Below are 18,704 nucleotides of genomic sequence, written 5' to 3'. Positions count from 1 at the left end.
TCCCTCGTCGGCGAAGAGCGCAGCGTAGCGGAACTCAGGCCGGGAAGTACTCCGCCGAGACGCGGGTGACTTCGACGACGACATCGGCGGGGACTCCGGCCCGCCGGGCGGCCGCCCTGATCGCCTCGGCGGTCGGCGCCTCGTACACGCAGTAGAGCCGCAGCCGGTCGGAGGTAAGGAACGAGTACAGCCACGAAACCCCTTCGATCGTGTTGGCTTCCTCGATCAGCCGGAGCTGGTCGTCGTCTCTGGGGAGCCGTTCGGCGAAGTGACGTTCGATCATGAACAGGGGCATCTCAAGACCTTCCATCGTGGGTCAGGCCCCGGCGGTGAGCGTAGGACGTGGCGTCGGTGCGGTTGGTGCACCCGGTCTTGCGGAGGATGTGACGGATGTGGTTGGCGACCGTGTGCTCGCTGATGTACAGCCGCGCACCGATCTCGCGGTTGCTCTGCCCGCCGGCCACCAGGCGCAGGACGTCGATCTCCCTGGCGGACAACGCGTCCGGCCCGGTGCCGGCCGCCGGCGACGTGGAGACAAGCGCGCCGAGCTTGCGGGCCAGCGCCACGAGCCCGTGGCGTTCGGCCAGCCGCCCGGCCAGGGCGGCCAGCTCGCTCGCCCGCTCGTGATCCCCGGCGGCCTTACGGCGCAGCAGCATGCGCGCGTACTGGTGGGCGGTGTGAGCCGTCCAGGTGTGTGCGCCCATCCGCTGGTTCAACGCGAGCGCTCGCTCGAAATGTGCCTCGGCCTTGGCGTAGTCGCGGTTGACCGTCGCCAGCATGCCGAGGTAACGGTCGGCGGCGCCGTAGCAGGCCGCCAGCTGCCCGATCCGTACGATGCCGCCGCCGAGGCCGGAAAGCTCGCGATACAACGACGTCGCGAGCTCCGGGAGTTGCAGCACCGCGCAGGCGTCGGCGAGATAGGTGGTGCCGGCCAGCCGGATCGCGTCCAGCACGTCGTGGTCACCGGTTGCCGGCAACAGCCGATCAACCAGCGCACGTGCCTTGTCGTGCATCCCGATCTCCGCCAGCAGCGCGATCAGCCCAGGCGTCCAAGCCGTACTGTCGGGGCTGTCCGCCAGCCGCTGGAGTACGGGGTGCAGCTCGGCGAGCTGGTCCAGTTCGCGCTTGACCCCGAACATCTGGATGCCGAACACCGCCGACCGCGAACCGTCGAGCTGCTGGATGAGCGAGTGGGAGCGGAGCGCCATCTCCTCCGCTTCGGCCAGCCGGCCGCCGCACAACGCCAGCGCCGATCCCAGCAGCTCGGCGACGTAACGGATGAACGGCTGCCGGGTCTGCGCCGCGGTGCTTCGCATCTCACCGACCTGCCGCCAGGCACCGGCGAGGTCGAACAGCTCGAGGTACGGGACGGTGCTCAGCCCGAGCGTGTGGCAGACGAGCTCCAGGTCACCGAGCTCGCGGCAGATCTCACCTGCCTCGTGCACCATTCGGAGCACGTCCGAACGCGGGATCCGGCCGCGCTGGAAGTAGGAGTGAGCCAGAGCCAGGGCGAGCGCCCGGCGATCGCCGGCCGTTCGTGCGACCCGCACGGCCTCTTCCCACACGCGGTAGGCGCGGTCGGTGTTGCCCTGGTACGCAAGGGCGCGCGTGAGCCCGGCCAGGGCTCTGGCCCGCAACGGCGAGCTGGTGTCGCCTGACGCCGCCAACGCGGACACTGCCTCGTCGAGCAGGCGAACCGAGTCGTGCTGGGCGATCGCCGGCCGGAAGCAGGCGTCCTCGAACGCCACCGCGGCCTCGGCGAGCAGTTCGGCGTCGCCCTGCCGGCGGGCGTACGCGGCGGCGGATCCGAACGCCTCCAACGCATCCCGGACGCGTCCCGCGCGATAGCGCGCGGATCCGAGGTCGAACTGAACCCGCGCCCGCTGCCGCCCGTCGTGGATGCCGAGGTCGAGCGCGGCGGTCAGGTGGTCGGCGGCCTCCTGGTGCGCGAAGGACTCCATCGCTTCCGTGGCCGCGCGCAGGTGGTAGGTGATAGCTCGCTCGCCCCCACCGACGGCGGCGGCCACGGAGAAGTGATGAGCGAGCTGCGCGAGCTGCCCGGCCCGGAGCGGCTCGACCGACTCCAGGGCCTCGCCAACGGCGAGGTGCAGCCGGGCTCGCCGCAGGCCGGTCAGGCGGCCGTACAGAGTCAGGCGAACCAGCTCGTGCGCGAACCGGTAGAGGCCGGGCCGGCCGGGGACCTCGACGAGCATCCCGCACTGGAGGACGAGTTCGAGCGGAGCACCGAGCGTGTGGACGGACAACCCGGACACGCGACCGAGCACCTCGAGATCGAACTCCGGGCCGATCACGGAGGCGGTTTCCAGCAACGACACGGCCTCGGGGGAGAGCCGCGCCAGGCGTTGTCCGACCACATCGCATACACCGCTCGGGCTCTCGAGCTCCGCGAGCGGCCGGACCAGCCGGACGTCTCCGGCGCTCGTTTCCACGAAGCCGAGCTCGATCAGGGCTCGCCAGAGCTCCCCGAGCAGGAACGGGTTGCCGGACGTCAACCGCGCCAGCTCGCCGGCCAGTTCGACCAGAGCGGGAGTCTGCTCGGCGCCTGTCGTCGCGTGCAGGAGCTCCACCACGTCGTCCTCCACGAGTCCGCGCAGCCGGACCTCGCGCAGTCCTTCGGTCCGGCGGACGTCGGCCAGCGCGTCGAGGAACCCGGGCCGGACGTCGGGCTCGGACTCGCGAATCGTCGCCAGGAGCAGGATGGGCGCCCGCGCACAGGTGCGGGCCAGCTGCCGGAACAGGTGCAGTGAGGGTACGTCCGCCCAGTGCACGTCGTCGAGGACCAGGAGGACGGCGTGGCCGGAGCCGACACCGGTGAGCAGTTCGGCGACCGCCAGGTGGAGCCGGTGCCGGCGGGTGTCCGGATCGGCTGTCTCGGGCTCGGGCAGCTCGCCGACCCGGGCCGCGAGTCCGGGCAGCAGGCGGCGTAGTTCTCCGGCGTTCGGTCCGAGCGAAGCGGAGAGTGTCGTGGTGTCCAGCCGTTCGACAAGAGTGTTCAGTAGTTCGACGAACGGTTGGTAGGGCGCGCCTGCCACCGCGTCGCACGCGCCGTAGAGCACCAGGAGATCGCCTTCGGCGGCGGCGTTGGCGAGCTCTCGTACCAAGCGGGTCTTGCCGCTACCCGGCTCACCTCGCACGAGGGCGATGGTGCCGCGCGGTTGCTCGAGGTGCGGCAGCAGTTCGGCCAGCGTCTGGCGTTCGTCCCGCCGTCCGACGAACGGGAACCACGACGTGACACAAAGAGGCGCGGGAATACCGACGGCCGGGTCCGGCATCGTGCGAAACCCTCCCCCCAAGTGCACGTGAATAGTCAGATCTGACTATCGCTGCGGCGAGAAGCCGCCCGATCCAGTCTTCAGGTATATCCGATCGCGCCATGGTAAATCGACGACCCGGCTCATAAGTTCGCTGTGCCAGGCGGGACGCGTTGCCGTTCTCCGTACCTGGACTCCGTTGAAAACAAGCGAATGGAGCAACCAACTCATGGACGCGGCCATAATCGAACGCCTGCGGGCAGGCGTCCGCGGCACAGTGATCACTCCGGGCGATTCTCGCTACGAGGACGCCCGCAAAGTGCACAACGGGATGGTGGACCGATATCCCGCCGTCATCGTTCGCGTCGCCAACGCCGGCGACGTGATGTTCGTGATGGACCTGGTCGGCGACGCCGGCCTGCCCGGAGTGAACGTGGCCGTCCGCGGGGGCGGCCACAGCGCGCCCGGCTACGGCACCTGCGACGGAGGCGTGGTCATCGACCTCTCAGGGCTGCGTGGAGTCCGGGTGGATCCCGTTGCCGGGACAGCACGCGTCGACGGCGGTGCCACCTGGGGCGACCTCGACGCGGCGACGTATCCGTTCGGCCTCGCCACCACCGGAGGCGTCGTCTCCACGACCGGCGTGACCGGCCTGACGCTGGGCGGCGGGATCGGGTACCTCGCCCGCCGGTACGGCCTGTCGTGCGACAACCTGCTCAGCGCGGACGTGGTGACGCCCTCCGGGCAGTTCGTGGTCGCCAGCGAGTCGGACCATGCCGACCTGTTCTGGGCGCTTCGCGGTGGCGGAGGCAACTTCGGCGTCGTGACGTCGTGCGAGTTCCGGCTGCACCCGGTCAAGGACGTCTACGGTGGCCTGTTGCTGTACGAGATGGCACACGCGAAGGACGTGCTCGGCTTCTACCGCGAGTTCATCCGCGACGCGCCCGAGGAGCTCGGCATGTTCGCGGCCTTCCACCTCGCGCCGCCGCTGCCGTTCATTCCTGTGGAACGGCACGGCGACCCGTTCGTGGCGTTCGTGGTCTGCTGGACGGGCGCCCTCGTGGGCGGCGACCGCGCGCTGCAGCCGCTGCGCGACGCCGCGCCGGTGTTCGTCGAGCACGTCGGTCCGATGCCGTACCCGGTGCTGAACTCGCTGTTCGACGAGCTCGCGTCGCCTGGCCTGAATCAGTATTGGAAGGCGAGCTTCGTCACCGAGCTCACCGACGAGGCGATCGCGGCGCATCTCGAGCATGGTCCGGGTGTCCCGAGCGTCAGCTCTGTGATGCACACCTATCCGATCAACGGTGCGTGCCACCGGGTCGCGTCCGACGCCACGGCCTTCGCCTATCGTGACGCGACCTTCGTGACGGTGATCGCGGGCATGTGGCCCGACCCGGCGGACGACGAGGCGAACATCGGCTGGGTACGTGACTACTACGCGGCCATCGCTCCGCATTCGGAGGCGGGTGGCTACGTCAACTTCATGTCGGCGGACGACCAGGGCCGGGTTCACGACAACTACAAGGGCAACTATGAGCGGCTGGCCGAGATCAAGCGGAGGTACGACCCGGACAACGTGCTGCACCTGAACCAGAACATCTGCCCGTGAGTCCGGCGAGCAAAACCGGCATCAGCAGCGGCAGTGTCACTAGGGTGAACCGCTTCGGGGTCGCCTGGGAGGCACTTTGCTGCCAGCCGGATCCGGTTGACCTCGTGTGCTGTCAGATATCTGATAGCCGGCATGAGGCTCTCTCGTGCTGCCGCCGGGTGCTTGGTCACCGGGTCGCTCGTCGCTGGGCTGTTCGCCGCGGCGCCAGTCGCTTCATCCATGCCGGTGCAGGCGCCCGAGTCGGCCGCTGCTCCGGCCGCCAGCACGCAGCAGGTGTTGTTCCGCCGCGACACCGGCGGGTACGACTGCTACCGCATCCCCGCGATCGTCAAGACGACCAAGGGCACGCTGCTCGCGTTCGCCGAAGCACGTAAGGACGCTCCCGGCCAGAGCTGGTGCGACGACCAGGCCGACATCGACCTGGTCCTCCGCCGTTCGACCGACGGCGGTGCGACCTGGGGCCCGACGATCATGGTCAGCCAGAGCGACGGTGAGACGCACGGCAATCCGGTGCCGATCGTCGTCGAGACCGGTCCGAGCGCCGGGCGGATCGTGTTGCTCACCACGCACAACCCGCTCGACCTGGCGACGCCGCGCACGCCGTACGTGCAGTACTCCACGGCCGCGCAGGACGGCACCGCCTGGAGTGCGCCTCGTAACATCGCGGACCAGATCGACGACCCGGACTGGAACTGGTCGGCCACCGGCCCGGTGCACGGCATCCAGCTCAAGCGCGGCCCGCACCCCGGCCGGCTGATCGCGGGCATCAACGCCGAGCCGGCCGGAGGCAGCCCGCTGGCCGGCGCCGTCTACAGCGACGACGGCGGTACGACCTGGACGATCGGCGGCCTGCAGCCGGGCGCCACGAGCGACGTCAAGCCGCAGGAGATCAGCCCGATCGAGCTGACCGACGGCCGGATCTACCTGGCGGCGCGCGACACGCAGCAGACCGGCACCTGGCCGCGGTCGTACGCCACGAGCAGCGACGGTGGTGCGACGCTCGACGGGCCGTTCCGCGAGATCCCCAACGTGGCGGCCACCAGGAGCGTGCAGGGCTCGACGCTGCGCCTCCGCGCGACCGACGAGGGCGACCGCTACAACCGCATCCTGTTCGCGACGCCGGTCGACCCGGACACGGCGACGAACTACCGGCGCAACCTGACGATCTACTCCTCGTACAACGAGGGCTCGACCTGGACCGGCGCGAAGCAGATCACGGCCGACCGTTCCGGCTACTCCGACCTGGTCGAAACCAGCAGCGGGTCGATCGGCGTGCTGTACGAGGCGGGTTTGTGGAGCGGCGACGCGCGGGACGAGATCCGGTTCGCGCGGCTGGCGGAGTCCGACCTCGGGCTGCCCGAGGGAGCCGCCGGGCCGACGACACCGGACGAGTCCGGCAACGACTTCGACGCCTACGTGCGGGGTGGCGCGACCGTGGGCGCCGGAAAGTACGGACAGTCGGTGCTGCTGGACTGCGACGGCGACTACGTGCAGCCGCCGTACGCCGAGACGCTCGCGACCGGCAGCGGCGACTTCACGGTCACGGCGTGGTTCCGGTACGGGCAGTCGACCGCGGACCAGGCGATCCTGTGGGCGTACGGGCAGGGGAGCACCGCGTCGCAGCTGTGGTTGCGCGCCGAACCCGGGGCGAACCGCGTACGAGCGTGGATGCAGACGGCGAACGGGTCGGTGAACATCGCGTCGAGGTCGGCATATCGCGACGACGGCTGGCACCACGTGTCGTTGCAGCGCGGCGGCGGCCGGTTCGTGCTGCGGATCGACGGCGTGCAGATCGGCTCGGTCGCGGCGCCGGCCGGCACGATCAGCCCGGCGCGGCCGTTCCAGATCCACCTCGGGCAGCGGCTCGACGGCGCCAACTGCTTCGACGGGCGGCTGGACGAGGTACGGCTGTACCGTCGCGCGTTGACCACGACCGAGCTGGAGGCGATCCGGAACTCCAACAGCACAAGCGTTCCGGGGGCCGTGCTGCGGCTCCCGTTCGAGACGATCGGAGGTGCTGCCACCGCCATGAATGCTTCCGAGGTGAACCAGCAGGTGTTGTTCAGAAGGGGTGAGGGCGGCAACGACTGCTACCGCATCCCGGCGATCGTACGGACGTCGAAGGGCACGCTGCTGGCGTTCGCCGAAGCACGTAAGGCCGGAGCGTCGTGGTGCAACGACACCGGCGACATCGACCTGGTGGTGCGCCGCTCGACCGACGGCGGCGCGACGTGGGATCCGCCGATCACGGTGTCGGGCGGCGACGCGACCGAGACGCACGGCAACCCAGTGCCGATCGTGGTTTCGGGCGGACGGCACGACGGCCGGATCGTCCTGCTCACCACGCACAACCCGTCCACCACGAACACACCGCGGACGCCGTACGTGCAGTACAGCTCGGCCGGTGACGACGGCCGGAAGTGGAGCAAGCCGGTCAGCCTGGCCGCGGCGATCGACCAGCCCGACTGGGGTTGGTATGCCACCGGCCCGGTGCACGGCATCCAGCTCACGCGGGGTGCGCACGCCGGGCGGCTGGTGGCGGGCATCAACGCGGGAACGCCCGAGGGGAACATCGGCGGACTGGTCTACAGCGACGACGCCGGCGACACCTGGCGGCTCGGCGGTACGCGGGCCGGGTCGGCGGGGATCACGCCGCAGGAGATCAGCCCGGTCGAGCTCTCGGACGGGCGGATCTACCTGGCGGCGCGCAACCAGGTGCCGGGGGCCACCTGGCCGCGGGCGTACGCGGTGAGCTCGGACGGCGGCGCGACGCTGGACGCGCCGTTCGCGATGGTCCCGAACCTCGCGGCGACGCCGCGCGTGCAGGGCTCGACACTGCGGCTGCGCGACCGCATCCTGCTGGCGACACCGGTCGATCCGACGTACCGGAAGGACCTGACCATCTACACGTCTGCCGACGAGGCTGCCACGTGGGGGAGCGGCCGGCAGCTGACGACGGACCGCTCGGGCTACTCCGACATGGTCTCGCTGGGCAACGGCCGGATCGGCGTGCTGTACGAGGGCGGCGCCTACCCGGACGGCGACGCCCGCGACGAGATCCGGTTCGCGGTGGTGTCGGAGACGGATCTGGCGCGGTGAGAGTTCCGCTCTATCGAGAAGCCCAGGTCCGGCTGCGGGCGTACATCGCCGAGCAGGGTCTTGGGCCGGGCGACGCGCTGCCGCCGGAGGCCGTGCTGGCCGCGGAGCTGGGGATGAGCCGGCTGTCGTTGCGCGAGGCGACCAAGAGCCTGGAGACGCTCGGCGTGGTGAAAGCCGTTGCGGGCAAGGGTTTGTATGTCGGCACGTTCTCGTTCGAGGCGATCCTCGACCAGCTGCCGTACGGCCTCGACGTCGACGGGGCGGCGCTGGCCGAGGTCCTGCAGGTGCGCGAGGCGATGGAGGGCGGCCTGGTGGTGCGGGCCGCCGCCGCGATGGGCACGGCGGACCTCTCCGATCTCGACGGGATCGTCGAGGAGATGGCGGCGGCGTTCGCCGCCGGACAGTCGCTGGCCGACATCGACCGGCGGTTCCACCTTCGGCTGTTCGCGCCGTTGGGCAACGCGCTGGTGACGACGTTGCTCGAGCTTTTCTGGGGCCTGTTCCACCGGCTGGAGTCTCGCCTGCCACCAGGCGACCGCCACTCCGTCGAGGTGCACCGCGACATCGTGGCGGCCCTCCGCGTCGGCTCGCCTGCCGGCCTGGTGCGGGCGATGGACGCGCACTTCGAGGGCATCCGGCGGGCGCTGCCGCCGGGCTGAGCGGGTTGGTGGGCCTTCCGGGGCCGAGCTCACCGCGACGCCCGTAGGCGATCTGCCAGTCGCATCGTCGTCTCGGTCGGCGGGGGGCGGCGGTTCAGCCAGCGGGTGCTCTGCGGACCGTCGGTCCGGCATGCCACGATAAGACCGTGACTGCGCCAGTTGAGCTTGAGAAACCCGAGACGGGTTCGGTCGTCCTGCCCGAGACTCCGTGGATCACGATCGTCTGGAACGATCCGATCAACCTGATGTCGTACGTCACCTATGTCTTCCAGTCCTACTTCGGCTATCCGCGCAAGAAGGCCGAGAAGCTGATGATGGACGTGCATCAGAAGGGCAAGGCGGTCGTCTCCAACGGCTCTCGCGAGGAGATGGAACGCGACGTCGAGGCGATGCACTCCTACGGTCTGTGGGCGACTTTGGAGAAGACGGGGGCGGACAAGTGAGCGAGCCATTCCGTGGCAGGCCAGGCCAGGCGACCGCGACGTTCGGCGTCGACGAGGTGCGCGTGCTGCGGGCTCTGTGCGGTGAGCTGATCGAGCTGATCCGCAACGAGTCGCCGGAGCCTTCCGACCGGTCGACCTCCGACCCGTTCGCGGCGATGATCGCCAGCCTCGGGTCGGGCTCGACCGAGCCGCCTGAGGACGACGTGCTGCACCGGCTGTTCCCGAGTGCCTACTCCGAGGACGAGGAGGCGGCCGGCGAGTTCCGCCGCTTCACCGAGGGTGGCCTGCGCGACGGCAAGGTCGGCAACGCCGAGGTGATGCTCGACTCGCTCGGCGACCCCGCGTTCTCCGACCGCGTGACGGTCGAGCTCGACGCCGACGAGCAGCAGGCGTGGCTGAAGACGCTCACCGACCTGCGGCTGGCGCTCGGCACCCGGCTCGGCATCGAGGACGATGACGACGACCGCTGGGCCAACCTGCCGATCGAGGACCGGCGGCGCCAGGTCTACGGCGTCTACGTCTGGCTGGGCTTCCTGCAGGAGTCGTTGATCAACACCTTGTGGTGAGGCGTCCGGGCGGCGTTTCTGTATGGTCAATACCTGTGCTCACGATCGACCAGGCGACCTACGACGCGATCGTCGCCCATGCGCGCAAGGACCACCCCGACGAGGCGTGCGGTGTGGTGGCGGGTCCGGAAGGCTCCGACCGTCCGCTGCGGGTGATCCCGATGACCAACGCCGAACGCTCGCCGACCTACTTCCGCTTCGACGACGACGAGTGGCGCCAGGTGTGGAACGACATGTTCGACCGCGACGAGGAAGCGGTGATCGTCTACCACTCCCACACCATGACCGAGGCGTACCCCTCGCGTACGGACATCTCGCAGGCGCGGGAGCCGCAGGCCCACTACGTGCTGGTCTCCACCCGTGAGTGCGGCAACGACGAGGGGCCGGTGGAGTTCCGGTCCTACCGCATCCTCGACGGCGAGGTGACCGAGGAAGAGGTCAAGCTCGTCGCGTCGTACGACTGAGCCTGCCCAACCCGGCCGCGTGCTCGGCGCTGACGCGGTCTCGGGTCAGCCGAGGATCTCGTTGAGGGCCAGGTTGATCGCGAGGTTGATCGCCATGTCGGCCAGCTTCTTGAAGACCGGGATCTCCAGCAGTGACGCCCCGAACGTCGGCGCCGCCGTCGCGATGGCCTGGGCGATCTCGATGGCCAGGATGGTGAGCTGGACGATCACGGTGATCTTCAGCGCCAGCACCAGCGCCGCACCGACATACATGCCGGCGCCGATCACCAGCGCGCCCGTGCCGCCATCGTCGATGACCTTGGGCGCGGACTTCTCGGCCGAGAACTTGCGTACGAACGCCTCGACGTCCTTGCCGATGTTTTCGCTGGTGACCTTCTGGCCGTGCTGCTCACCCTGGCCGTGCAGCTCCTTCAGCTTGCCCCCGAAGTCCATCCAGGTGCCGCCGGCTTCGAACATCTTGACCTCGTCGCACTTGGGCCACATGTAGCCCAGCATGCTCAGAAACTGGGCGAGGTCGTTGGGCAGCATCAACGGCGAACCGGCCATCAGCCTTTTCCTTCCGGTGCGCTCTCCATGGCTGCCTGAATCTTGCCGAGCAACTTGGCGCTGCGCTGTTCGGTCTCCTCGTGGTTATCGCCCATTTTTGTCAAGGCTTTACCGAACGAGGAATAGTCGTCGGCGCCGGAGGTGAACGAACGTTCGGCCGCACCCAAAACGACTTCGTAGAGCGATCGCAACATTCCACCCACGTCGTCCTGGCCGTCGCCGAACAGCCCTTCGACATCGCCGACCTCGGGCTTGATCGCTTCCCATTCCGAGCGGACCTGGTCGCCTACGTCGGACATACCGCGACCGGACTCACGCAGGGTCGGCGGGTGATTTCGCCGTTCTCCCACGATTCTCGCCTCCCGTTACGCGAACTTCGAAGCAAGCGTATTGTCGCGCTGCGAATTCCGCGTCGCAACCCGCACTCTGCTGCCAACTGCTTGACACGGTGTTCGCCCGGTGGGTAAGCAGGCACCAGTTGGACGGGGAAGGGAGGCCGCGTGTCCAAGTACGGCAAGCTCTTCAAGCCGCTGGAGAAGCTGCTCGTCGAGGCCGGCGAGGAGACAGGGGAGAAGGTCGGCAAAGAGGCGGCTGAAGAGGCCGCGGAGAAGGCCGCGAAGGAAGCCGCCGAGAAGGCTGCCAAGGAGGCGGAGGAGAAGGCCGCCCGGGAGGCGCTGGAGAAGCGGGTCGCGGACATCGCCAGCGCCGGCAAACGAGGCGAGAACCCGCTCGACCTCATACCCGAGGATGCCGAGCGCCGGGTGCTCACCCCCGTGGAGGGCAAGGCCCAGTACGGCGTGGAATACAAATGGCAGGAAGCCGGTACGACGGCTCGTGTCCGCGCTCACGGCCCCGACCCGTCCGCGCCGGTTGGCACGAATGCCCACAACGGTGAGGTTTACCGAGCGCAGATCGGGCAGCGTTACATGGACCCCGAGGGCAACCTGCACCCGTCCGGTGTGCACAAGCCGGCGAGCTCCAACTACGATCCGGAAGCCGCGAACAACACCCACATTCCTTGGCCGGAAGGCCACACGCTTCCGCGGGAGTGACCAGTGACGATTAGCCCCACCGAACTGCAGAACCTCCTCATCGGTCTCGCGAGCTTCGATCCCAAGCAGCGCGAGCAGGCGGCCGACCGGGTGGTTGACGTGAGCGGCGTGATCCCGTCCGACGGTGTTGACCAGCTGGCCCGCGCACTGGTCGAGGCCGCGGTGATCGAGAGCTCTCCTGCCGCGCTGGAGTCGCAGTTGAACGCGCTCAACGAGATGTCGGGCTCACAACCGTTCGACCGGACGATCGTGGCGCCGCTGCTGGAGCTCGACCGATCCGGGCTCGGCGGCTCGGAGACGGAGGCGCTCGACGATCTCGCCGCCTACTACCGGGGTGAGGAGTAGGCGAGCAGCGCCGGCAACCGGCGCCCGGCCAGTTGCGGCCGCTGTGAGCCCGCCTGGAGTGGTCCGGGCGCCGTAAGCTGAGAGACGTGGACCTGCGTCCCCGATACCGCACCGTGCTCATCGCGCACACGGCTCCTGTTGTCGTCTACGACTGTCGTGGCAACTGAGCGTAACTCAGCCTGCCCAAAGCGTCAGATTTCGTACGACCGAAGACTTTTCTTTCTTTAGGAGATCCAGAACCGTGGCTATCGAAGTTCGTATCCCGACGATCCTGCGCACCTACACCGACGGCGCCAAGGTCGTCCAAGGCAAGGGCGCCACGCTGCAAGAGCTGCTTGACGACCTGGAGGCGCGCCACGCCGGTCTGCAGGCCCGCCTGATCGAAGGCAGCGACCTGCGCAAGTTCGTCAACGTCTACGTCAACGACGAGGACGTCCGCTTCCGCGGCGGCCTGTCGTCCGAGGTGGCCGACGGCGATGTCGTGACGGTGCTGCCCGCGGTCGCCGGCGGCCGGCTCTAGCCGCGCGACCGGCGTCAGGAAGGGAGCGCGCGTGCGCTTCGACTCGCTGATCGACACCGTAGGCAACACTCCGCTGGTCGGGCTGCCGAAGCTTGCTCCGGCGCCCGACGTACGCCTGTGGGCCAAGCTCGAGGACCAGAACCCCACCGGCTCGGTCAAGGACCGCGCCGCTCTGCGGATGATCGTCGAAGCCGAGAAGGAGGGCCTCCTCCGTAAGGGCGTGACGATCCTGGAGCCCACGTCGGGCAACACAGGCATCTCGTTGGCGATGGCCGCACGGCTAAAGGGCTACCGCCTGGTCTGCGTGATGCCGGAGAACACCTCCGAGGAACGCCGCCAGCTGCTGCGCATGTGGGGTGCGGAGATCGTCTCCTCACCGGCCGCCGGCGGCTCCAACGAGGCCGTCCGCGTCGCCAAGCAGCTGGCCGAGGAGCACCCCGACTGGGTGATGCTCTACCAGTACGGCAACCCCGCCAACGCCGCCGCCCACTACGAAGGCACCGGTCCGGAGATCCTCAGCGACCTGCCGAGCGTGACGCACGTCGTGGCGGGCCTCGGCACGACCGGCACGCTGATGGGCATCGGGCGCTACTTCCGCGAGCACAAGCCCGACGTACGCATCGTGGCCGCCGAGCCGCGGTACGGCGAGCTGGTGTACGGCCTGCGCAACCTCGACGAGGGCTTCGTACCCGAGCTCTACGACGCGCGGCTGATCGACGCGCGGTTCTCCGTCGGCCCGCGGGATGCGGTCCGGCGGGTGCGGGAGCTGCTCGAGCTGGAGGGCATGTTCGTCGGCATCTCCAGCGGGGCGATCCTGCACGCGGCGATCGCGCAGGCACACCAGGTCGCCAAGCGCGGCGGCACCGCCGACATCGTGCTGATCGTCGCCGACGGCGGCTGGAAGTACCTCTCGACCGGTGCGTACGAAGGAACCCTCGACGCCGCCGAGGATTCGCTCGAAGGACAACTCTGGGCCTGACGCCCTTCACCTGCGGGTTTTGGGTGTTTCAAGAGTTGGCAGGGCGTTTCACGGGGTGTTACCTCACGCGTGAGTAACGTCCGCTCAGGCTCCGCAGGCTGGGAGCGTGAGCGGACGCCTTCGCTTTGTAGCCCTCGGAGACAGCGTTACCGTCGGGATCGGAGACCGTCAGGGGGAAGCCTGGCGCGGCTGGGCCAACCTCCTCGCCGAGTCCCTGGCCGGCACCTACCACCTGAGTTTCGCCAACCTCGCGACCATCGGCGCCACCACGAGCAGGCTCCGGGAGGAGCAGCTGCCCAAGGCGCTCGAGCTGCGGCCGGACCTCGTTTCGCTCGTCATCGGCGTCAACGACACGATGCGGTCCACGTTCGATCCGGCGGTGCTGCGCGCCGAGCTGACCGACGTCGCGCGCCTGCTGTCGGGTGTGGGCGCGCGGCTGCTGATGGTGCGGTTCCACGATCACGGGCGGGTGTTCGGGTTGCCGCAGGCGCTGCGGAAGCCGCTGGACCGGCGGATCGGCGCGCTGAACGCCGTCTATGACGAGATCCATCGCACGTACGGCGGCTTCTACCTCGACGTCGCGGCGAACCCGGACGTCTACACGCGCGCGGCGTGGAGCGTCGACCGGCTGCATCCGTCGGAGCAGGGGCATCGGTGGCTGGCGCGCGGCTTCGCCGAGCTGCTGCGTGGATCGGGGCTGCCGATGTCGAGCCTGCCGTCGCTGGCTTGTGCGGCGGACGGCAGGCCGAGCGCGTGGCAGGACTTCGCGTGGCTCGTGACCAAGGGGGTCCCGTGGGTCGGCCGGCGCGCTCGTGACCTCGGTCCGTGGGCGGTGTGCATGGTGGCGTCGGAGCTGGCGGCGCGGGCGCGACGTTCAGGCGGTCAGATCGAGGAACCAGACGCCGTCGCGCAGGCTCACGCCCTGCGGGCCGGGAGCGACGCTTAGCGGCTTGCCGAAGATCGGGCCGTCGACGACGACGGTGTGGTACTCGCCGTTCTCGCCGGCCAGGTCGACGCCGTGGCGTTCGAACTCGGTCAGCACGGCGTCGTCGATCACCTCGCCGAGCAGGTCGGGCGGCAGCTTCCCGTCCCGTACGGCGACGAGCATCGGCTTGAAGCCGGCTGCCAGTACGTCTCGTACCAGCTCGGCGCGGCCGGACTGCCACAGCGGGAGGTACGCCTGGGTGCCACCCTCCTGGGCGACCCCCTCGACCCACTCGCGGTGCGGCTGGATGTCGATGTCGCCGAAGACACCGGTACGCAGGCCGTTGGTGGCTGCCGTGCCGACCGCGCGGACGAACGCCTCCTCGTACCCGTCCCAGCTGGTCGCCTCGAAGTGGATCGGCACGCCTACGGCGTCGGCCTGGGCGAGCAGCAACTCCCGGCTGAGCCCGTGTGACCGCGACCGCAGGCCGGTCTCCGTCAGCATCGTGACCAGCAAGCCGGGCTTGGCGCCGCGCTGGATCGCCAGGTGCAGTGCGCACGCCGAGTCCTTGCCGCCGCTCCACGAGCTGTAGACCGCGGTGCCGGGTTCGATCTGCTGGTCCTGACCTTGATCCATGTGCGCCATCCTCGGCCATCGCGGAAATTCTTTGCAACCGAACCCGCCCGTCGCGGATTTCCTGTTGTACGCGCGCCCGGGGCGCGGTAGCGGGGCTCGGCGGCCAGTGGGGTGCCGTCGAGCCCCGTGCCGCCACACACCGGGCGTTTTCTTGTGTCCGGCTCCGGCTACGGCAGGCGCGAGAACCAGAGCAGTGAGCCGATTCCCGCGAGGAGGGCCACTGCGAGCGAGACGCCGGCGACGAGCGTCGTGATGTCGCGTTCTTCGACGGTCCAGCCGATGGAGGACTCGAGGTCGTCGTAGACGCCGCGGAGCTCGGTGTCGGTCTCGGCGGTGTAGGAGCGGCCACCGGTGTTCTGCGCCAGCCGGCCGAGCGCGTCCGCGTCAACAGGCACCGGCACCTGCTGCCCGTCGATCTCGATGGTGCCGTCCTGCGTTCCGTACGCGATCGTCGAGACCGGTACCCCTGCTTCGGTCGCGGCCTCGGCGGCGGCCGTCGGGGAGCGGCCCATCGTGTTGTGGCCGTCGGACAACAGGACGATGCGCGCCGGCGGCGGATCCTCGCCCGCCTGGGCCTGTGCGTCCACGCGCGACACCGCGTCCAGGCCCGCGAAGACCGCCTCGCCGATGGCGGTGCCGCCGGACAGCTCGGCGCCACGTACCGCGGCGATCCCCGCCTGATGGTCGCGGCTCGGCGAGCTCGCCACCGTCGCCGAGCCGGCGAACGTCACCAGGCCGACGTTGAACTGGTCCGGCAGGTTCTCGATGAACGCGGCCGCCGCCTCCTTGGCGACCCGCGCCCGGTCCGGCGCCACATCGGTCGCCTCCATCGACACCGACACATCCAGCGCGACGATCACCGTCGCCCGCTCGCGGGGCACCCGCACGTCGGCCACCGGCCGCGCGATGGCGAGCGTGAGTACGACCAGCGCCGCCAGGAACGCGGCCGCCGGCAGATGCCGCCGCCACCCCGGCCGCTTCGGCGCGACCTTCGCCAACATCGGCAACGTGGCGAACCGCACCGCATACCGCGACCGCCGCCGCTGCATGACCAGGTACGCCACCACCAACCCCGCGGCGACAACCAGCAACCACAGCCAAACCGGTGACTCGAACCTCATCGAACGTCCTTCCGCTGTGCCCGCCGGGCGCCGACGCGCGCCCGCGTCAATAGCTCATGCCTCATGCGAGGTCCCTTCGCTGTGCTTGCAGCGCAGTGCTCTGCCAGCCGCCCACGCTCCTGGCGATCGACTGCTCGCGGTTGCCACCCCGCGATCTCGGTGTAGATCGGCAGTCGCAGCCGCGGGGCGATGGCTCGGACGTCATCGCACGTCTCGGCGGCGGGCTCGCTGGGCAGTGCGGCGGCGGGCGGCGGCGAACTCCGCGACCGAGCGCACCCAGTCGCGGTCGGTACGGAGGACGAGGTGGGCCGCTCCCGACGCGGCGATCGCGGCCTTGGTGCGCTCGCGGTGGGCGGCGGCCAGTTCGGCGTACCGCTCCCGCAACCGCCGGCTTCGCGTCCAGACCTCCTGGCGCCGTCCGGTCTCCGGGTCGACCAGTGCCAGCAGCCCGACGTCCGGCAGTTCCAGCTCCCGCGGGTCGATGACCTCGACCGCGATCACTTCGTGCCGGGCCGTCAGCCGGCGCATCGGGCCCTGCCAGGCGGGCGTCCCCTCGACTGCTTCGTCGCCCGGCGACAGGAAGTCCGACGCGATCACGCGCAGCCCCGGCCGCAGGTGCTCCCGGTGCAGTCGCGTGATCGCCGCCGCCAGATCGGTTTCCGGGCACTCTCCCGGCGCGATCCGCGGCAGCGCGAGCAGCGTGCGCAACGTACGCCGCATCGCCGCCGTGCCTGTCCGGGCCGGGATCCGGGTCAGCCGGGAGCCGTACGCCACCCGCACGCCCAGCCGGTTGCCGGGCCGGTCGGCGAGCAGCCCGATGGCGGCGACGATCGCCGTGGCGAGCTCGCGCTTCTCCTGCGCGACCGTGCCGAAGTCCATCGAGGCCGAGGCGTCGACCAGCGCCCAGGTCTCCAGCTCGCGTTCGGACAGGGGCGCCCGGACGTGCGGCTCCAGCGAGCGCGCGGTCACGTTCCAGTCCATCCGGCGTACGTCGTCCTGGCCGGGCCGGTACGGCCGGGCCTCGTCCGGCTCGCTGCCGGGACCCAGCCGCAGCCCGGTGTAGTCGCCGTGCAGCATGCCCTCGAGCCGGCGCGTCACGGCGAGGTGCAGCCGGCGCAGCGCCTGCTCCTGCCCCGCGTCCAGTATCCGGCTCATGCCGCCACCACTTCGGCCGGCGCCGAGCCCGGGGCCGGCTCGGAGTCGGCCGGCACTACACGCGGTGCCTGCACCACCTCGAGGATCCGCCCGACGATCGCCCGCGGATCGTGGCCGTCGGCGAGGGCGTCGAACGTCAGGACCAGCCGGTGCGCCATCACATCGACCGCCACGTCGCCCACGTCGCCCGGCAGCAGGTAGTCGCGGCCGCGCAGCAACGCCAGCGCCCGCCCCGCCGCGACCAGCCCGAGCGTCGCGCGCGGGCTCGCGCCGAACTCCAGCACCTCGCCGAGCTCACCGAGCCCGTACGCCCCGGGCTCCCGGGTCGCGTGCACCAGCCGGACGACGTACTCCGCGACCGCGTTGTGCACGAACACCTCGTCCGCCGCGTCCTGCAACTCGGCGACCAGATCGGGGGAGAGCACCGCATGCGCGTGTGGCGTACGCGACGGCCCCGCGCCCATCCGCGTCAGGATCGTGAGCTCCTCCAACGGCGTGGGGTAGCCGACCGCGATCTTCAGCAGGAACCGGTCCCGCTGCGCCTCGGGCAGTGCGTACACACCCTCGGACTCGATCGGGTTCTGCGTCGCCAGCACCAGGAACGGCTCCGGCAACGGGTGGCTCTGGCCGCCGATGCTCACCTGGTGCTCGGCCATCGCCTCCAGCAGCGCCGACTGGACCTTCGCCGGCGCGCGGTTGATCTCGTCGGCGAGGACGAGGTTGGCGAAGACCGGCCCGAGCTCCACGTCGAAGCCCTCCGCCGACGGCCGCCAGATCCGGGTGCCCGTGATGTCGCCGGGTACGAGGTCGGGTGTGAACTGCAGCCGCGCGAACCGCCCGCCGATCACCTCGGCGAGCGTCCGCACGGCCAGCGTCTTCGCCACGCCGGGCACGCCTTCGAGCAGGCAGTGCCCGCGCGCCAGCAGGCTCACCAGCATCCGCTCGACCAGGAGGTCCTGGCCGACGACGACACGCTTCACCTCGAACAGCGCGCGCTCGAGCAGGCCCGTGTCGGCTTCCACCGTCACAGCTGCTCCGTGGTGTCGGGCGCGGTGCTGTTGCTCTCGTTGCTCTCGTTGCTCTCGTTGTTCTGGTTGTTCTCGCCGCCGGTGCCGTTCTTCTCCGGGCAGTCCTCGCGGTTCGGCTGCTCGTCGGCCGCGGGCGCGGAGTCGCCCTCGACGAGCTGGACGTACCGGGTCTCCGGCGTCGAGTCACCCGCGACCGCGTACGCGACTCCACCGGCGGTGAGTACGCCGGCAACGGCCAGTCCACCGATGAGCATCAGGCGCTTGCGCATGGATTCGTCCTCTCGT

The 18,704-nt window shown here is 69.9% G+C and carries 20 protein-coding genes; 11 read left to right on the top strand and 9 right to left on the bottom strand.

Annotated features, from left to right (window positions below; genetic code table 11):
* Nucleotides 1-34: 34 nt before the first annotated feature.
* Nucleotides 35-295: a nickel-binding protein gene (locus ACYVF6_RS44625; protein ID WP_460532713.1), complete on the bottom strand. Its 261-nt coding sequence runs from the start codon at nt 293-295 to the stop codon at nt 35-37.
* 1 nt (nt 296) lies between these two features.
* Nucleotides 297-3,293: a helix-turn-helix transcriptional regulator gene (locus ACYVF6_RS44620; RefSeq protein WP_460532710.1), complete on the bottom strand. Its 2,997-nt coding sequence runs from the start codon at nt 3,291-3,293 to the stop codon at nt 297-299.
* Between the two features lie 208 nt (nt 3,294-3,501).
* Here ACYVF6_RS44620 and ACYVF6_RS44615 point away from each other — a divergent pair, with 208 nt between their 5' ends.
* The 6 genes from ACYVF6_RS44615 to ACYVF6_RS44590 all read left to right on the top strand — a co-directional run bounded on the left by ACYVF6_RS44615 (nt 3,502) and on the right by ACYVF6_RS44590 (nt 10,112).
* Nucleotides 3,502-4,881, top strand: coding sequence for an FAD-binding oxidoreductase (locus ACYVF6_RS44615; protein WP_460532707.1), 1,380 nt, complete (start codon nt 3,502-3,504; stop codon nt 4,879-4,881).
* A gap of 132 nt (nt 4,882-5,013) precedes the next feature.
* Nucleotides 5,014-7,980, top strand: coding sequence for an exo-alpha-sialidase (locus ACYVF6_RS44610; protein WP_460532704.1), 2,967 nt, complete (start codon nt 5,014-5,016; stop codon nt 7,978-7,980).
* Nucleotides 7,977-8,639, top strand: a complete 663-nt coding sequence (locus ACYVF6_RS44605) for a FadR/GntR family transcriptional regulator (protein WP_460532701.1) — start codon at nt 7,977-7,979, stop codon at nt 8,637-8,639. Before ACYVF6_RS44610 ends, ACYVF6_RS44605 begins: the two co-directional genes overlap by 4 nt.
* A gap of 146 nt (nt 8,640-8,785) precedes the next feature.
* Nucleotides 8,786-9,082: an ATP-dependent Clp protease adaptor ClpS gene (gene clpS, locus ACYVF6_RS44600; RefSeq protein ID WP_460532698.1), complete on the top strand. Its 297-nt coding sequence runs from the start codon at nt 8,786-8,788 to the stop codon at nt 9,080-9,082.
* Nucleotides 9,079-9,648, top strand: a complete 570-nt coding sequence (locus tag ACYVF6_RS44595) for a DUF2017 domain-containing protein (RefSeq protein WP_460532695.1) — start codon at nt 9,079-9,081, stop codon at nt 9,646-9,648. The genes clpS and ACYVF6_RS44595 overlap by 4 nt, the downstream gene beginning before the upstream one ends.
* 35 nt (nt 9,649-9,683) lie before the next feature.
* On the top strand, nt 9,684-10,112 hold the full coding sequence (locus ACYVF6_RS44590) for a M67 family metallopeptidase (RefSeq protein WP_460532692.1): 429 nt from the start codon (nt 9,684-9,686) through the stop codon (nt 10,110-10,112).
* 45 nt (nt 10,113-10,157) lie between these two features.
* Here ACYVF6_RS44590 and ACYVF6_RS44585 read toward each other — a convergent pair whose 3' ends face one another.
* The gene (locus ACYVF6_RS44585) at nt 10,158-10,658 is read right to left on the bottom strand and encodes a WXG100-like domain-containing protein (protein WP_460532689.1); all 501 of its coding nucleotides are present in this window, start codon (nt 10,656-10,658) and stop codon (nt 10,158-10,160) included.
* Entirely contained in the window at nt 10,658-10,957 is a 300-nt protein-coding gene (locus ACYVF6_RS44580) for a hypothetical protein (protein WP_460532686.1), read from the bottom strand. The genes ACYVF6_RS44585 and ACYVF6_RS44580 overlap by 1 nt, the downstream gene beginning before the upstream one ends.
* A 201-nt stretch (nt 10,958-11,158) precedes the next feature.
* Here ACYVF6_RS44580 and ACYVF6_RS44575 point away from each other — a divergent pair, with 201 nt between their 5' ends.
* The 5 genes from ACYVF6_RS44575 to ACYVF6_RS44555 all read left to right on the top strand — a co-directional run bounded on the left by ACYVF6_RS44575 (nt 11,159) and on the right by ACYVF6_RS44555 (nt 14,500).
* Complete coding sequence (locus tag ACYVF6_RS44575; RefSeq protein WP_460532684.1) at nt 11,159-11,710, top strand: polymorphic toxin type 30 domain-containing protein; 552 nt, start codon at nt 11,159-11,161, stop codon at nt 11,708-11,710.
* A gap of 3 nt (nt 11,711-11,713) precedes the next feature.
* Nucleotides 11,714-12,055, top strand: coding sequence for a hypothetical protein (locus tag ACYVF6_RS44570; protein WP_460532681.1), 342 nt, complete (start codon nt 11,714-11,716; stop codon nt 12,053-12,055).
* Nucleotides 12,056-12,296: 241 nt separating this feature from the next.
* Nucleotides 12,297-12,575 (top strand): ubiquitin family protein, encoded by a 279-nt coding sequence (locus ACYVF6_RS44565; RefSeq protein WP_460532678.1) that lies wholly within the window; start codon nt 12,297-12,299, stop codon nt 12,573-12,575.
* Nucleotides 12,576-12,606: 31 nt separating this feature from the next.
* Entirely contained in the window at nt 12,607-13,554 is a 948-nt protein-coding gene (locus ACYVF6_RS44560; RefSeq protein ID WP_460532675.1) for a PLP-dependent cysteine synthase family protein, read from the top strand.
* Between the two features lie 106 nt (nt 13,555-13,660).
* Entirely contained in the window at nt 13,661-14,500 is an 840-nt protein-coding gene (locus tag ACYVF6_RS44555) for an SGNH/GDSL hydrolase family protein (RefSeq protein WP_460532672.1), read from the top strand.
* Here the strand turns inward: ACYVF6_RS44555 and ACYVF6_RS44550 are convergent.
* The 5 genes from ACYVF6_RS44550 to ACYVF6_RS44530 all read right to left on the bottom strand — a co-directional run bounded on the left by ACYVF6_RS44550 (nt 14,429) and on the right by ACYVF6_RS44530 (nt 18,688).
* Nucleotides 14,429-15,115, bottom strand: a complete 687-nt coding sequence (locus ACYVF6_RS44550) for a Dph6-related ATP pyrophosphatase (protein WP_460532669.1) — start codon at nt 15,113-15,115, stop codon at nt 14,429-14,431. The genes ACYVF6_RS44555 and ACYVF6_RS44550 overlap by 72 nt on opposite strands.
* Before the next feature lie 167 nt (nt 15,116-15,282).
* Nucleotides 15,283-16,236, bottom strand: coding sequence for a vWA domain-containing protein (locus ACYVF6_RS44545; RefSeq protein WP_460532666.1), 954 nt, complete (start codon nt 16,234-16,236; stop codon nt 15,283-15,285).
* Between the two features lie 201 nt (nt 16,237-16,437).
* Nucleotides 16,438-17,391 carry a DUF58 domain-containing protein gene (locus ACYVF6_RS44540; protein WP_460532663.1) on the bottom strand — a complete coding sequence of 318 codons (954 nt, stop codon included), beginning with the start codon at nt 17,389-17,391 and terminating at the stop codon, nt 16,438-16,440.
* Nucleotides 17,388-18,419 carry an AAA family ATPase gene (locus tag ACYVF6_RS44535; protein ID WP_460532660.1) on the bottom strand — a complete coding sequence of 344 codons (1,032 nt, stop codon included), beginning with the start codon at nt 18,417-18,419 and terminating at the stop codon, nt 17,388-17,390. The genes ACYVF6_RS44540 and ACYVF6_RS44535 overlap by 4 nt, the downstream gene beginning before the upstream one ends.
* Nucleotides 18,416-18,688 (bottom strand): hypothetical protein, encoded by a 273-nt coding sequence (locus ACYVF6_RS44530; RefSeq protein WP_460532657.1) that lies wholly within the window; start codon nt 18,686-18,688, stop codon nt 18,416-18,418. The genes ACYVF6_RS44535 and ACYVF6_RS44530 overlap by 4 nt, the downstream gene beginning before the upstream one ends.
* Nucleotides 18,689-18,704 lie beyond the last annotated feature (16 nt).

It is taken from the genome of Flindersiella endophytica (assembly GCF_054779015.1).
The sequence above is the reverse complement of the archived record's forward strand: the minus strand, read 5'-3'. Positions and strand labels throughout refer to the sequence as shown.